This is a genomic window from Pseudomonas eucalypticola (assembly GCF_013374995.1).
Classification (GTDB): domain Bacteria; phylum Pseudomonadota; class Gammaproteobacteria; order Pseudomonadales; family Pseudomonadaceae; genus Aquipseudomonas; species Aquipseudomonas eucalypticola.
The window spans coordinates 3916139-3930399 of the sequence record NZ_CP056030.1; the positions used below are offsets into that span (position 1 = coordinate 3916139).

11 protein-coding genes are annotated in these 14261 nt (G+C 66.1%); 6 read left to right on the forward strand and 5 right to left on the reverse strand.

Annotation, left to right across the window (positions count from 1 at the left end):
- Positions 1-81: 81 nt before the first annotated feature.
- On the reverse strand, positions 82-894 hold the full coding sequence (locus tag HWQ56_RS17325; RefSeq protein ID WP_158158011.1) for an AraC family transcriptional regulator: 813 nt from the start codon (positions 892-894) through the stop codon (positions 82-84).
- 226 nt (positions 895-1120) lie between these two features.
- Here HWQ56_RS17325 and HWQ56_RS17330 point away from each other — a divergent pair, with 226 nt between their 5' ends.
- From HWQ56_RS17330 to HWQ56_RS17350, 5 genes are read left to right on the forward strand one after another with little or no spacing between them, the layout of a single operon-like run.
- Complete coding sequence (locus tag HWQ56_RS17330; protein ID WP_158158012.1) at positions 1121-2752, forward strand: APC family permease; 1632 nt, start codon at positions 1121-1123, stop codon at positions 2750-2752.
- Positions 2749-3675, forward strand: coding sequence for a 4-hydroxyproline epimerase (locus tag HWQ56_RS17335; protein WP_176571282.1), 927 nt, complete (start codon positions 2749-2751; stop codon positions 3673-3675). The genes HWQ56_RS17330 and HWQ56_RS17335 overlap by 4 nt, the downstream gene beginning before the upstream one ends.
- Positions 3676-3731: 56 nt before the next feature.
- Positions 3732-4679 (forward strand): dihydrodipicolinate synthase family protein, encoded by a 948-nt coding sequence (locus HWQ56_RS17340; RefSeq protein WP_176571283.1) that lies wholly within the window; start codon positions 3732-3734, stop codon positions 4677-4679.
- 52 nt (positions 4680-4731) lie between these two features.
- Positions 4732-6309, forward strand: a complete 1578-nt coding sequence (locus HWQ56_RS17345) for an aldehyde dehydrogenase (NADP(+)) (RefSeq protein WP_176571284.1) — start codon at positions 4732-4734, stop codon at positions 6307-6309.
- Positions 6310-6311: 2 nt separating this feature from the next.
- Positions 6312-7577, forward strand: coding sequence for an NAD(P)/FAD-dependent oxidoreductase (locus tag HWQ56_RS17350; protein WP_176571285.1), 1266 nt, complete (start codon positions 6312-6314; stop codon positions 7575-7577).
- A gap of 289 nt (positions 7578-7866) precedes the next feature.
- Here HWQ56_RS17350 and HWQ56_RS17355 read toward each other — a convergent pair whose 3' ends face one another.
- The 3 genes from HWQ56_RS17355 to HWQ56_RS17365 form a co-directional block, all read right to left on the reverse strand.
- Positions 7867-8364, reverse strand: coding sequence for a DUF1543 domain-containing protein (locus HWQ56_RS17355; RefSeq protein WP_176571286.1), 498 nt, complete (start codon positions 8362-8364; stop codon positions 7867-7869).
- Between the two features lie 173 nt (positions 8365-8537).
- Positions 8538-9914: a PepSY-associated TM helix domain-containing protein gene (locus tag HWQ56_RS17360; protein WP_176571287.1), complete on the reverse strand. Its 1377-nt coding sequence runs from the start codon at positions 9912-9914 to the stop codon at positions 8538-8540.
- An 82-nt stretch (positions 9915-9996) separates the two neighbouring features.
- The gene (locus HWQ56_RS17365; RefSeq protein ID WP_158157275.1) at positions 9997-10374 is read right to left on the reverse strand and encodes a DUF2946 domain-containing protein; all 378 of its coding nucleotides are present in this window, start codon (positions 10372-10374) and stop codon (positions 9997-9999) included.
- A 150-nt stretch (positions 10375-10524) separates the two neighbouring features.
- Here HWQ56_RS17365 and gabP point away from each other — a divergent pair, with 150 nt between their 5' ends.
- A complete protein-coding gene (gabP, locus tag HWQ56_RS17370; RefSeq protein WP_176571288.1) occupies positions 10525-11916 on the forward strand; it encodes a GABA permease in 1392 nt (463 codons plus the stop codon).
- 19 nt (positions 11917-11935) lie between these two features.
- On the opposite strand, the gene HWQ56_RS17375 is transcribed toward gabP, so the two are convergent.
- Entirely contained in the window at positions 11936-14200 is a 2265-nt protein-coding gene (locus HWQ56_RS17375) for a hybrid sensor histidine kinase/response regulator (RefSeq protein ID WP_176571289.1), read from the reverse strand.
- Positions 14201-14261 lie beyond the last annotated feature (61 nt).

A 14261-nucleotide genomic window follows, 5' to 3' on the forward strand; every position in this document is an offset into this window, starting at 1 on the left:
CGTGGCGTCCAATCACCAAAAAGCAGCGAGGTGGCGGTATTGGCTATAAGCGCGGGAAGGCGCATACCGCGCATCGCCTGCTTACCGATCTGGCGTCAGGTCCCCAAGGTCGTGCTGTTGCGCAAGGCCGGTGGCCTGGCGGTATTGGCGCGGGGTAAAGCCGGTCAGGGTCTTGAACTGGCGGGTAAAGGCGCTGTGGTCGGTATAGCCGCACTGCAGGGCGATATCGGTGATCGGCAGGTCGGTGTGCAGCAAGCGGTGGGCGTGCTCCAGGCGCACTTTGTGAATCATCTGCCGGGGCGTGAGGTGGAACACGCGCTTGCAGTAGCGCTCCAGTTGCGCCACGGAAATACCGGCGATACGGGTCAGCTCGCCCATGGTCACGTTGCGGTGGAAATGCGCACGGATGTAGTCGTCCACCGCCGCCAGGCGCTGGTAGGCCGGATGGCTATCGCTGGCCGTTTGCAGGTCCACGGAAATGCCCGCCAGGCCAATGATCTCATCGCGGCGGTTGTAGATGGGCTGTTTGTGGGTCAGGCACCACCCCGGTTCGCGGCTGCCGTACAGGTGCATCTCCAACTGGTCCTGCAACACCCGCCCTTCTTCCAATACCCGCCGGTCCTGTTCGGTGTAGCCCGGCCCCAGCTGCGCCGGAAACACCTCGGCACTGGTCTTGCCCAGCAACGGTTGCAAGCGCTTGAAACCGCAGCGCTGCACCAGCGTGTGGTTGGCCATGGCATAGCGCGCCTGAACGTCCTTGATGAAGATCACCGCGTTGGGAATCACGTCGAGCATGGGCAGCAGCGGCGCCACGCCGATGAGCATCTGCTGCAGGTTTTCCGGCCGCTGGGATTGAGCGTCAGCGCACAGGAACGCCAGGGCATTGTGGTCCATCAGGGGGCTCTCCCGCCGTAGGGTGGCCGCAGCTTGCCCCACCCAGGGCGTGCGTGTCCAGCCAGGCACGACACTACCATTGTGCCGATTTCGTCATCGCCCATGACGAAAAGCATCAAGCCGGCACGGGCCGATCGGTTCACTGTAGCCGCACTTCCAACAACAAATGCCCGCTGGGCTACAAGCGACATCACTGCCGATCAATAACACACAAAAAGGCGACGCTATGTCAGGTTCAGGCAAGTTCAAGAAACAACTCTCCCTCACAGACCTTACCTTCATAGGCCTGGGCGCCATTTTCGGCTCCGGCTGGCTGTTCGCGGCCAGCCATGTGTCCACCATCGCCGGCCCCGCAGGCATTTTCTCGTGGCTGCTGGGTGGCTTCGCGGTTCTGCTGCTGGGCATCGTCTACTGCGAATTGGGCGCCGCCCTGCCCCGCGCCGGTGGCGTGGTGCGTTACCCGGTGTATTCCCACGGCCCGTTGATGGGTTACCTGATGGGCTTCATCACGATCATCGCCTTCTCCAGCCTGGTGGCCATCGAAGTGGTCGCGGCCCGCCAATATGCCGCGGCCTGGTTCCCGTCCCTGACCCAGGCCGGCAGCAGCAACCCGACCCTGGCCGGTTGGCTGCTGCAGTTCGCCCTGCTGGTACTGTTCTTCCTGCTCAATTACTACAGCGTGAAGACCTTCGCCAAGGCCAACAACTTCATCAGCCTGTTCAAGTTCATCGTGCCGTTGCTGGTGATCGGCGTGCTGTTCACCTTCTTCAAACCCGAGAACCTGACCGTGCACGGCTTCGCGCCTTTCGGGCTGTCGGGGATCGAGATGGCGGTGTCTGCCGGCGGCATCATCTTCGCCTACCTGGGGTTGACGCCGATCATCTCGGTGGCCAGTGAAGTGAAAAACCCGCAGCGCACCATTCCCATCGCGCTGATTCTCTCGGTGCTGCTGTCCACCGCCATCTACGTACTGTTGCAACTGGCGTTCCTGGGCGGGGTGCCCACCGCAATGCTCGCCGACGGCTGGAGCGGCATCAGCAAGGCCTTCTCCCTGCCCTACCGCGATATCGCCCTGGCCCTGGGCGTCGGCTGGCTGGCGTACCTGGTGGTGGCCGACGCGATGATCTCGCCCAGCGGCTGCGGCAACATCTACATGAATGCCACACCCCGGGTGATCTATGGCTGGGCCCGCGCCGGTACCTTCTTCAAGGTATTTACCCGCATTGACGAAAAGTCCGGCATTCCACGCCCGGCGCTGTGGCTGACCTTCGGTTTGTCGCTGTTCTGGACCTTGCCGTTCCCCTCTTGGGAAGCGCTGATCAACGTGGTCTCCGCCGCCCTGGTACTCAGCTACGCCATTGCACCGATTTCAGTGGCCGCCCTGCGCCGCAATGCCCCGGGCATGCCACGGCCGTTCCGGGTCAAAGGCTTCGCGGTGCTGGGCCCGGTGTCATTCATCATCGCCGCGCTGATCGTCTACTGGTCGGGCTGGGCCACCGTGTCCTGGTTGCTGGGCCTGCAGATCCTGATGTTCGTGGTGTACCTGCTGTGCCACCGCCTGGTGCCCACCGACCATCTGAACATCGGCCAACAAGTGCGCTCCTCGGCCTGGCTGATCGGTTTCTATGCCGTGACCATTCTACTGTCATACCTGGGCAGTTTCGGTGGCACCGGCGTGTTGGCGCACCCGTATGACACCCTGGTCGTGGCGGCCTGCGCATTGGCCATCTACTACTGGGGCGCCGCCACCGGTGTGCCCAAGCACCTGGTACGCCTTGAGGCGGACGAGTCCGAAAGCGAAAGCGCTGACGCCCTCGTCACCGCCACACCCACCTACTCGAACTGGAAAGCCTCATGAAACAGGTCCATGTCATTGACTCCCATACCGGCGGCGAGCCCACTCGCCTGGTGATGAAAGGCTTCCCCCCCCTGGCGGGCAGCACCCTGGCCGAGCAGCGCGACTACCTGCGCGAGCACCACGACGACTGGCGCCGCGCCTGCCTGCTGGAACCGCGGGGCAACGATGTGCTGGTGGGCGCCCTGTATTGCCCGCCGGTGTCGCCAGGCGCTACCTGCGGGGTGATCTTCTTCAACAACAGTGGCTACCTGAACATGTGCGGCCACGGCACCATCGGCCTGGTGGCCTCACTGCAACACCTGGGGCTGATCGGCCCTGGTGAACACCAGATCGACACCCCGGTGGGCCAGGTCAGTGCCACCCTGCACGACGACGGCGCCGTGACCGTGCGCAACGTGCCGGCCTACCGCTACCGCCAGCGCGTGCCGGTGGACGTGCCCGGCTTTGGCCAGGTGCACGGTGACATCGCCTGGGGCGGCAACTGGTTTTTCCTGGTGGCCGAGCATGACCAGGATATCCGCCTGGGCAATGTAGAACGCCTCACCACCTTCACCTGGGCCATCCTCAAGGCGCTGCAAGCCCAAGGCATTCACGGCGAAGACGGCGGCCTGATCGACCACGTCGAACTGTTCGCCGCCGATGAGACGGCCGACAGCCGCAATTTCGTCATGTGCCCTGGCAAGGCCTACGACCGGTCCCCCTGCGGCACCGGCACCAGCGCCAAGCTGGCCTGCCTGGCCGCCGACGGCAAGCTGGCCGCGGGTCAGCCCTGGGTGCAGGCGAGCATCACCGGCAGCCAGTTCGAAGGCCGCTTCGAATGGGAAGGCGAGCGCATTCGCCCCTCGATCACCGGCCGCGCCTACATGACCGCCGACAGCACGTTGCTGATCGACGAACAGGACCCCTTTGCCTGGGGCATCTGAGCCCCGGCGTTTTTTCTTCACACCCTCGACCTGACTGAATACGGGAAGGAATCACCATGAGCGACAACATTTTCACCGGTTGCATGCCGGCCCTGATGACCCCTTGCACCGACGCGCGCACCCCTGACTTCGATGCGTTGGTGGCCAAGGGCCTGGAACTGATCGACATTGGCATGAGCGCCGTGGTGTATTGCGGCTCCATGGGCGACTGGCCACTGCTGACCGGGGCTCAGCGCCAGGAAGGCGTGGCCCGCCTGGTAGCCGCCGGCGTACCCACCATCGTCGGCACCGGCGCGGTGAACACCCGTGAAGCGGTGGCCCACGCGGCTCACGCCGCCAAGGTCGGTGCCCATGGCCTGATGGTGATTCCGCGCGTGCTGTCCCGGGGCGCTTCGCCGGCGGCACAGAAGGCCCACTTCGCGGCCATTCTGCAAGCCGCGCCAACGCTGCCCGCGGTGATCTACAACAGCCCCTATTATGGATTCGCCACCCGTGCCGACCTGTTCTTCGAACTGCGCCGCGAACACCCCAACCTTATCGGTTTCAAGGAATTCGGCGGCGCCGCCGACCTGCGTTATGCAGCGGAGAACATCACCTCCCAGGACGATGACGTCACCCTGATGGTGGGCGTCGACACCCAGGTGGTGCACGGTTTCGTCAATTGCAACGCCACTGGCGCCATCACCGGCATCGGCAACGCCCTGCCCCGCGAGGTGCTGCAATTGGTGGCCCTGAGCAAGCAAGCGGCCAAGGGCGACGCCAAGGCCCGGCGCCTGGCGCGTGAACTGGAGGCGGCGCTGGCGGTGCTGTCGTCCTTCGACGAAGGCTGCGACCTGGTGCTGTACTACAAGCACCTGATGGTGCTCAACGGCGACCGCGAATACACCCTGCACTTCAACGAAACCGACGTGCTCAGCGCGGCCCAGCGCCGCTACGCTGAAACCCAGTACGCGCTGTTCCGCCAGTGGTACGCCACCTGGTCGGCCGAACACCACCTGGCGTGAGCCCCCCTGCTGGCCGGCCCCCCGGCCAGCCCTTTTCCTCCAAGGACACCCCATGACACTGACAGGCAAGATGCTGATCGGCCAGCAGGCCGTGGCCGGTAGCGGCACGGCCATCCACGCCATCGACCCAAGCACCGGCCAGATGCTGGAACCGGCTTACCTGGGCGGCACAAGCGATCACGTGGCCCGGGCGTGCGCCTTGGCCCAGGCCGCACTGGACCCCTATCGGAACCTGGCGCTGGTTACCCGCGCGCTATTGCTGGAAACCATCGCCAGCGAAATCGAAGCCGTGGGCGACACCCTGATCGACCGCGCGGTGGCCGAAACCGGCCTGCCCCGCGCGCGCCTGCTGGGCGAACGTGGCCGTACCTGCCAGCAACTGCGTACGTTCGCCCGGGTGGTGCGCGCGGGCGAATGGCTGGACGTGCGCATCGACCCGGCGCAGCCCGCGCGTACCCCCCTGCCCCGCGCCGACCTGCGCCAGCAACAGGTCGCCCTGGGGCCGGTCGCGGTGTTTGGCGCCAGCAACTTCCCCCTGGCGTTCTCCGTGGCAGGCGGCGACAGCGCTTCGGCCCTGGCCGCCGGCTGCCCGGTCGTGGTCAAGGCGCACAGCGCGCACCCCGGCACCAGCGAACTGGTGGCCCAGGCGGTGGCCCGGGCCGTGAAGCAGTGCGGGTTGCCGGAGGGGGTGTTCTCGCTGTTGTACGGCACGGGCCATGAAGTGGGCATCGCCCTGGTCACCGACCCGCGCATCAAGGCAGTGGGCTTCACCGGATCGCGCAGTGGTGGCATGGCCTTGATGGCGGCGGCCCAAGGCCGCGCGGAACCTATCCCGGTGTACGCGGAAATGAGCGCCATCAACCCCGTGCTGTTGTTCCCCGCAGCGCTGCACGCTCGGGCAGGCACACTGGCCCAGGGTTTCGTCGCTTCACTGACGCTGGGGGCCGGGCAATTCTGTACCAACCCTGGCCTCGTCATTGCCCAGCAGGGTGCGGACCTGGATCAGTTCCTCGGCGCGGTTGGCCAGTACCTGAAGGACAGCCCGGCGCAGACCATGCTAACCCCCGGCATATTCCAGGCCTACCGCGCGGGCATCGCAACACTGAGCGCCCATCCACAGGCGCAGCAGGTGGCGGTGGGTACCGCGGCGACCGGACCTCATCAAGGCCAGGCGCAGGTGTTCCTCGTCACCGCGCGGGACTTCCTCGCCGACCCGGCGCTGCACGCGGAAATCTTCGGCGCTGCGGCCGTGGTGGTGCAATGTGCCGATGATGGCGAGCGCCTTGCCGTCATCGAACGCCTGGAAGGCCAACTGACCCTCACCCTGCACCTGGACGACGCCGACCTGGCGGCCGCCCGCGCGTTATTGCCGAGCCTGGAACGCAAGGCCGGGCGCCTGCTGGTCAACGGTTGGCCAACCGGCGTGGAAGTCTGCGATGCCATGGTTCACGGCGGTCCTTTCCCGGCCACGTCCGATGCGCGCACCACGTCAGTGGGCACCGCGGCCATCCTGCGCTTCCTACGCCCGGTGTGTTATCAGGACTTTCCGCCTGGGCTGCTGCCTGACGCCCTGGCCCAGGACAACCCGCTGGGGTTGCGCCGCCTGATTGACGGTCAACGGGAAGCCTGATCATGCAGACCACCGGTTTTTCCGCCCCTCAGGGGCCATTGACCACCGAGATCGCCGTGATCGGCGCCGGTATCATCGGCGTTGCCAGCGCCCTGGCCCTGGCTCGCCAAGGCCACCAGGTACTGGTGCTCGATGGCCAGGGTCCGGGCTTGGGCGCCTCCTACGGCAACGCCGGACACCTGGCGACCGAACAGGTGTTCCCCATTGCCGACGCGTCCATCCTGATGCGCCTGCCCAAGATGCTGCTGGACCCGCTGGGCCCGCTGCGCCTTGACTGGCGCTACCTGCCCCGGGCGCTTCCGTGGTTCACCCGGCTGCTGCTCAACCTGCGCGCGGCCCCCTACCACCGCACGGTAGCCGGCCTGCGCGCGCTCAACGAAGGTAGCCTGGGCGCATGGCAGCGGCTGCTGCAATCCATCGACCGCCCGCACCTGCTGCGCCATGACGGTTCGTTGCTGGTGTTCGAGCACCCGGCGTCGCTGCCTGCCCTTCAGGCGCTGCAAGCGCGCATGCGCGAGCAGCAGGTACCGGTGGAATGCTGGCAGAGCCAGGCCGTGCGCGATGCTGCGCCGCAGCTGAGCGAACACCTGCAAGGCGGGTTGTTCTTTCCTGAAACCGGGCATTTCCTCGACCCCTACCGGCTGGTGGGCGAACTGGTGAACGCGGCCAAGGCCCAGGGTGTTCGCTTTGTCCAACAGCAGGTCGACAGCGCGCACTTCAATGACGCGGGTGTGGTGTTGGCCAGCCAGCCGAGGCATGTGCACGCGCGGCGGGTCTTGATCGCCTGTGGTGCCCACTCGGCGCCCCTGACTCGGGCGCTGACCGGCAAGCACGTGCCATTGGACACCGAGCGCGGCTACCACCTGATGCTGCCCCGTGAGCATGGCCGCCTGCCGTTCGCGGTTACCTCGCTGGAGCGCAGGTTCATCATGACGCCCATGGCCGATGGCCTGCGGCTGGCAGGCACCGTCGAGTTCGCGGGCCTGCAACGCCCGCCTACTCCGGGGCGGGCCGAGCAACTGCACCGGTTGAGCCGGGGGTTGTTCAAGCAGGACCTCGATACCGAAGCGGCCACGCCATGGATGGGGTTTCGCCCGTCCCTACCGGACTCGTTGCCGGTGATCGACAGCCTGAACGATGGTCGCGTGCTGCTCGCCTTCGGGCACCAGCACCTGGGACTGACCCAGGCGGCGGTGACGGCGCAACGGGTAGCCGCAATGGCGGCGGGCCAACCCGCGCCGTTGCCTTACCGCCTGAACCGGTTTTAGCCAGCCTGCTCCCTTCGCCCGGTCCCACAGCGGCGAACGCTGAACCCGCCGCCAACCCTGTGAAGCAGACGAAGCGCTGCATCAGCCACACCGCGGCGCGCCCTTCCCGAGCTTCGCCCGGTCCCACAGCGGTAAACGCTGAACCTGCCGCCAACCCTGTGGGACCGGGCGCCAGCTCGGGAAGCAGACGACGGGCTGCACCAGCTACAACGCAGCGCGCCCTTCCCGGGCTTCGCCCGGTCCCACAGGGTGTTCCTCGCGGCGTGCCTATGGGGGACGGGAGCCTGGGTCAGGCCGGTAGCACGATGTAGTCGTTGTGCTGTACCACGCCCTGATGCGGCGCTTCGACGAGGTGAACGTAGCGCCCACCCACCAGGTCGATGGCCAGGCAATCATCCACGTCCATCAATGCGTCGGTATGGCCTTTCTGCCAGTGGGCCAGCATCTGGCGCTTGCCCTTGGCCTTCGCTTCGTTGGGGTCGTGGGCCACGACCAGCAGGTACTGGTGGGCCTCGCCAAAGGATTGGTCTTCATAGCCGCCCAGGTTGATGAAGTACAACCGCGGTGCGCCGGGCGCCGGGGCCAGGGGGCTGAGCTCGACTTTCCAGCCTTCCACGCCGTCGACCTTCATCCACGAATCGATGTGCAGGCCCGCCTGGCTGCCAAACCAGGCCTGGCGCAGTTGCGGGTAAGTCGCCTGGAGGGTATCGGCGACGGCGAAAGCGACGTCGTGCACCTCGATACGGGCGCGGGGGTGTTTGCCACCCAGCATGACAATGAAAAGCATTGGGGGTTTCCGAACTCTGAACAGGGTGATGGTAACCTCGGAATCCCCCGGAGGCGACAGGGACCATGGTCTTACAGAAATGCAAGGCGCTGGCCGCGCCTTACTTTACTGCGTACACGGGTAGCAGCGGACCTGGCCGCGTCACGGACGCCGCGCCCCCTCAGGCATCGCCATCAGTAACGCTCTTCGATCGGCGCCCACTGGCTGCGAGTGCGCCCGGCCAGGGCATCCCAGGCGACGAACAGCACCAGGCTCCCGCCCAGCACTGGCAAGGCTAACCCCAGCGCGATGGCCACGGCCAGCACGCCGATGCGCTGTGCCGGGCTGAGGGCGCGGCAGGCGGCCACCAGACCCTGGGGGCGGGTCTTGCCGATGACCAGAATGGGCCGGCGACGCCACCACAGCACATACCCCCACACCACCATCACCGCCAGGCCGCTGGCGAAGACCACCAGCACCACCTGGTTGGCCACTCCGAACAGCGCGCCCATGTGAGCGTCGATGCCCCAGCGAGTCAGCTTGGCCGCCAGCGGGTAGTCGGCAAACCGTACCGTGCTCACCACCTTCAAGGAACCCGGGTCGATCGCCGCGGCATCCACGTGAGTGGGCCAGCGCCGGTCGATCTCGGTCACGGTCCAGGCCTTGCCGGCCGCCGCAGGCGGGGCAATTTCGACCTTCGGCGAACGAATATCGGCGGCGCGGGCACTGGCCAGCACCTGGTCGAACAGTGCCAGGTCGGTGAGCACCGGCAGCGCGGCCATTTTCATGCCGTGATGCTGGGCGTGTTCATCCATGGGCATGTTCATCGTCATCGGCTGGCCCAGTTCGGTGCTCACGCTGGGCGTCGACCAGCCCCACCAGCCACGCAGTACGCCTATGTTGCCACCGGCCCATTGCGACCAGGTCAACCCTGTGGCCGAGAAGAACAGCAGGCCCACCAGCAACCACAATCCGGTAGTGGCATGCCAGCGCCGCAGCGCGCTGGCCTTGCGCCGCCGCTGGGCCACCCACAGCGCCACGCCGCCCAGGGCGGCCACCCACAACCAGGACGCGGCCAGCTCACTGTACAGGCGGCCCACCTCCCCCAACAACAGCCCACGGTGAAACTGGTCGATCCACGTACGCAACGGCAGCACGCCGCTGGTGCCGTACACCGGTAAATCACCGCGTACCTGCGCGGTCACCGGGTCGATGAAGATGGCCCGGTTGGCCGAAGCCCCCAGGCCAGGCTGGTTGAACATGACGCGGGTAGTGTCACCCTCGTTGGGCGCCGGGCGCAGTGCCGCCACCCGTGCCGTCGGCCCGACGGCGGCCTGCGCCGCTGCCACCTGGGTCGCCAGCGATAATGCAGGCCCGCGGCTGGCCGTGTGCAGCGCCTGGTCATACAGCTGGTTCTCCAACTGCGGAGTCAGGGCATACAGCACCCCGCTCAGGGCAGCCACCAGCAGGAAGGGCCCCACCAGCAGGCCGACGTAGAAGTGCAAGCGTTTCAACAGGGCAAGCAACGGCCCCGGCGCCCCAGGCGCCGTTTTCACAACAGGTTCAGACATACATTCACCACAAGGGGCAGCCGCGCGCCAGCGCGCCGGCCCGGTACTCAAGGAAGTCGGAAAAACGATCGCGTCCGAAGGCTCAAGGGGCTTGTGGCTGAAGGGCGGGAATCAGGTAGCGTGGCGGTGGCCGCCGTTGCCCGAGGGACGGCGCCAGGGCCGCGCGCACGCGGCGAATCAGCCAGCCCAGGGTGATGAAGAAGATCAGCGCCAGGGCCACCGTGGCCGCGAACGAGCAGGCATTGTCCATGCTCTTGAGGGCGGTGGGCGCCATGTTCATCTTGCCCATGTCGTCCATGCCGGGCATGTCGGCGTGGGCCATCGCGTGCTCGACCTGGGTCGGCTGGGAAAACGCACCCAGCATCTGCCCGTGGCAAAGGCTGCAGGCCAGGCCATTGCACAGGATGAAGGCAAACAGCATCCAGGCGATCAGCGAGCGGTGGGTACGGGCAAGTGTCATGGGCCGGGAATGTACCATTTTGGCGCGTCTGCCGACAGGGCAGCGTGTCGTGATTGGAATCAGCGGCGCCGCTCGTGCATAACCGACCCTCGGCCTGCCTCCGTAAAGTGAGCCTGCGCTTTCGCGTCGCCATACAGGGACCGTAGAACAATGACAAGCCAGCCGAACAGCCAACTGTCGCAAGGCTTCAAACCCCGCCACGTCACCATGTTGTCGATCGCTGGCATCATCGGTGCCGGCCTGTTCGTCGGCTCCGGCCACGCCATTGCCGCCGCCGGCCCTGCCACCCTCATCGCCTACGCCCTCTCCGGCCTGCTGGTGGTGCTGGTGATGCGCATGCTTGGCGAAATGGCTGTGGCCAACCCCGACACCGGTTCGTTCTCCACCTACGCCGACCAGGCCATCGGTCCCTGGGCAGGCTTCACCATCGGCTGGCTGTACTGGTGGTTCTGGGTGCTGGTGATTCCCATCGAGGCACTGGCCGCCGGGCAAGTACTGAACGAATGGTTCCCGGCCATCGATGGCTGGGTGTTCGCGTTGCTCTCGGTGGTGCTGCTGGCCATCACCAACCTGTTCAGCGTGGCCAAGTATGGCGAGTTCGAATTCTGGTTCGCGCTGATCAAAGTAGCAGCCATCATCGCCTTCATCGGCCTGGGCGCCGCAGCGCTCATGGGCTGGCTGCCCGACCGCCAGGTGAGCGGGCTCAGCCGCCTGATGACCGAACACGGTGGCTTCGCCCCCAACGGTATGTCCGCGGTGGTCGGGGCTTTCATCACCGTGATGTTCAGTTTCATCGGCACCGAGGCCGTGACGATCGCCGCCGCCGAGTCCAGCAGCCCGGCACGCAACATTGCCAAGGCCACCCGTTCGGTGATCTGGCGCATTGGCATTTTCTACTTGCTGTCGATCGCCGTGATCATTTCCATCGTGCCGTGGGATGACCCGCAGTTGGCGCAACTGGGCTCCTACCAGCGCGCCCTGGAACTGATGAACATCCCCCATGCCAAGCTGCTGATGGACATGGTGGTGCTGGTGGCGGTGGCCAGTTGCATGAACTCCTCGATCTACATCGCCTCGCGCATGCTCTATTCCCTGGGCCGCCGCGACGAGGCCCCGCGCCAGGTCAAGGTAACCTCGGCGGGCGGGGTACCCCGGGCGGCGGTCATCGCCAGCACCGTGATCGGCGCCGCCATCACCGTGATCAGCGAATTCGCCCCGGCCGGGCTGTTCCAGTTCCTGCTGGCCAGCAGCGGCGTGATTGCCCTGCTGGTGTACCTGGTGATCGCCGTGTCGCAGTTGCGCATGCGCCGGATGCTGGTGCGCAGCAACGTGCAACTGCACTTCAGGATGTGGCTGTTCCCCTGGCTGACCTACGCCATCATCGTTTTCATCATCGCTGCGCTGGGGGTGATGCTGGTGACGCCGGAACACCGAGCGGAGGTGACCACCACCATGAGCCTGGCGCTGATCATCTCGTTGCTGGGCATCCTGACCGCCCGCCGCCATTCGGCCCTGGCCCTGGCGCCCCGCCACACCGGGTAGCAGTGGCCGCGAGGTTGCGTCAGCCCTGGGCTTTGCCCAGCATCTGCGCGACCTTGCTTTCCAGGTCCACCAGTTGGAAAGGCTTGGTGAGTACCTGGGTCAAGCCCGTGCTGAAGCCTTCACCCAGCACCATGCTTTCCGCATAGCCCGTGATGAACAATACCCGCAGCGCCTCCAGGCGCTGGCGCGCGGCATCGGCGACTTGCCGGCCATTAAGGCCACCGGGCAGGCCGACGTCGGTCACCAGCAAGTCGATCACCTCGCCGCTTTCCAGCACACGCAGGGCCGATGGACCGTCTTCAGCTTCCAGCACCTGGTAGCCCGCGGCCCGCAGCGCATCGATCACAGGCAGGCGCACAGTGGCTTCATCGTCCACCACCAGCACCCGCGCATTCTCGGGGGCGCGCAGCACCACAGGTGATTCGCACGGCTCACTGTGCGGCTGCACCTGGCCGACGAAACGGGGCAGCAGCAGGCGGAACCGGCTACCGGCGCCTTCTTCGGAAATCACCTCGACCTGCCCGCCTGACTGGCGCACGAAGCCGTGCACCATGGACAGCCCCAGGCCAGTGCCCTGGCCGATGGGTTTGGTGGTGAAAAATGGATCGAAGATGCGCTTGATGTCCGCGGCCGCAATGCCGGTACCGGTATCGGACACGGTGACCGCCACGTATTCCCCAGCCGGCAATTCCAGGCGGCTGGCGGCGAAGGCGTCGAGCTCGACCATCTGCGTGGTGATCGTCAGCTGGCCACCGTCGGGCATGGCGTCGCGGGCGTTGATGGCCAGGTTCAACAACGAACTTTCCAGCTGCGCCGCGTCGATCTTGGCCATGCCCACGGCCGGATCGATTTGCAGGTTCACCGCGATGGCCGGCCCCACTGCGCGGGTGATCAGGTCCTCCATGCCATCGACGAGTACATTGATGGCGGTGGGCTTGGGGTCCAGGGTCTGGCGGCGGGAAAACGCCAGCAGGCGCTGGGTCAGGGCCGCGGCACGCTTGGCGGAAACGTGTATCGCGGCGATCAGTTTGCCAACGCTGGCAGGCTGCTCCTGCCCCAGCCTGCGTTCCAGCAGTTCGGCACTGCCCAGGATGCCCGCCAGCAGGTTATTGAAGTCGTGGGCAATGCCGCCGGTCAATTGCCCCAGCGCTTCCATCTTCTGCGATTGACGCAGGGCCTCGTGGGTATGGACCAATTCCTGAGTGCGCTGGGCCACGCGCTCTTCGAGGTGTTCATTGGCCTGCTGCACCTGGCGGAACAACTGGGCATTGTCGATGGCGATGGCGGCATTGGCCGCCAGGGAAACCATCAAGCGTTCATGGCGAGCGGTGAAACGCCCTGGCTGCGGGTGGCCGAAGAACAACCCACCCAGTACCTTGCCAGTGCGCGATACCACGGAAATGGCCAGGTAGCTGCGCACCGGCAAATGCCCCTTGGGCATGCCCCGGTGGGGCTCCGACAGCCCATAGCGTGGGTCGGCGAGAATGTCCTCGGAGCGCACCACCCCTTCGTTCAGGAAGGTGGGGGAGAAAATCGCGGTGGCGCGCGGGTGCCCCAGCTTCTCGAACGTCGCGCGCTCGGCGCCGGACAAGGTGTACAGCTTCAGGTATTCGCCGGTTTCGTCCAACACGTTGTGGAAATAGGCGCCGAACGCGGCCTCGACCAGGTCGGTACCGGCATCGGTGAGTGCCTGGACGATACGCTCCAGGTTGAGGTCGCTGGCAAAGGTGGAATTCAGCGCGCGCAGGATACCCAGGGTGCGGGTTTCCTGCTCCAGGGCATTTTCGGCCTGCACGCGGTCGGTGACGTCGCGGCCCTGGTTGAGAATGCCCACTACCGTGCCCTGCTCGTCGCGCAGGGGCGTGAGGCTGTAGTTCCACCACGTGTCGGTACGTTGCCCGTCGCGCAGGATCGGCAGCAGCTGCTCGTAGACCGACACCCCCTGCCCGGTCTCGAACACCTGGGCCAACTGCGGACCCAGGATTTCCCAGAAGGCCGGCCACACATCCCGGGCTGGCCGCCCCAGCGCCCAGGGATGCTGGTCGGCCACCAGCGGCAGCCAGGCGTCGTTGTACAGGAGCAGGCCGTCACGGGACCAGAAGATGGCACTGGGCACGGTGCAGTCCAGGCACAGGGCAACGGCCCAACGCAGCGGCTGTGGCCAGTGCTCAGGCGCGCCCAGGGCGGAGCCATGCCAATCGAATGTACGCAGGCGCTGGCCCTGCTCGCCCCCATGGGAGATGAAGTGGAGCGTGGCACCAACAGGCGAAGCGGTCTGGGACATGGTGAGGTTCGGCTGGCCGGGAAAGCGCAACTCTACCCAAGAAGCGCGGTAACGCACAGCA

Excerpts from the sequence above, each read along its gene's own strand:
- HWQ56_RS17325 (WP_158158011.1), bottom strand. The coding sequence starts at position 894 with ATGGACCACAATGCCCTGGCGTTCCTGTGCGCTGACGCTCAATCCCAG.
- HWQ56_RS17375 (WP_176571289.1), bottom strand. The coding sequence starts at position 14,200 with ATGTCCCAGACCGCTTCGCCTGTTGGTGCCACGCTCCACTTCATCTCC.
- HWQ56_RS17365 (WP_158157275.1), bottom strand. The coding sequence starts at position 10,374 with ATGACACTTGCCCGTACCCACCGCTCGCTGATCGCCTGGATGCTGTTT.
- HWQ56_RS17350 (WP_176571285.1), top strand. The coding sequence starts at position 6,312 with ATGCAGACCACCGGTTTTTCCGCCCCTCAGGGGCCATTGACCACCGAG.
- HWQ56_RS17335 (WP_176571282.1), top strand. The coding sequence starts at position 2,749 with ATGAAACAGGTCCATGTCATTGACTCCCATACCGGCGGCGAGCCCACT.
- HWQ56_RS17330 (WP_158158012.1), top strand. The coding sequence starts at position 1,121 with ATGTCAGGTTCAGGCAAGTTCAAGAAACAACTCTCCCTCACAGACCTT.
- HWQ56_RS17345 (WP_176571284.1), top strand. The coding sequence starts at position 4,732 with ATGACACTGACAGGCAAGATGCTGATCGGCCAGCAGGCCGTGGCCGGT.
- gabP (WP_176571288.1), top strand. The coding sequence starts at position 10,525 with ATGACAAGCCAGCCGAACAGCCAACTGTCGCAAGGCTTCAAACCCCGC.
- HWQ56_RS17355 (WP_176571286.1), bottom strand. The coding sequence starts at position 8,364 with ATGCTTTTCATTGTCATGCTGGGTGGCAAACACCCCCGCGCCCGTATC.
- HWQ56_RS17360 (WP_176571287.1), bottom strand. The coding sequence starts at position 9,914 with ATGTCTGAACCTGTTGTGAAAACGGCGCCTGGGGCGCCGGGGCCGTTG.
- HWQ56_RS17340 (WP_176571283.1), top strand. The coding sequence starts at position 3,732 with ATGAGCGACAACATTTTCACCGGTTGCATGCCGGCCCTGATGACCCCT.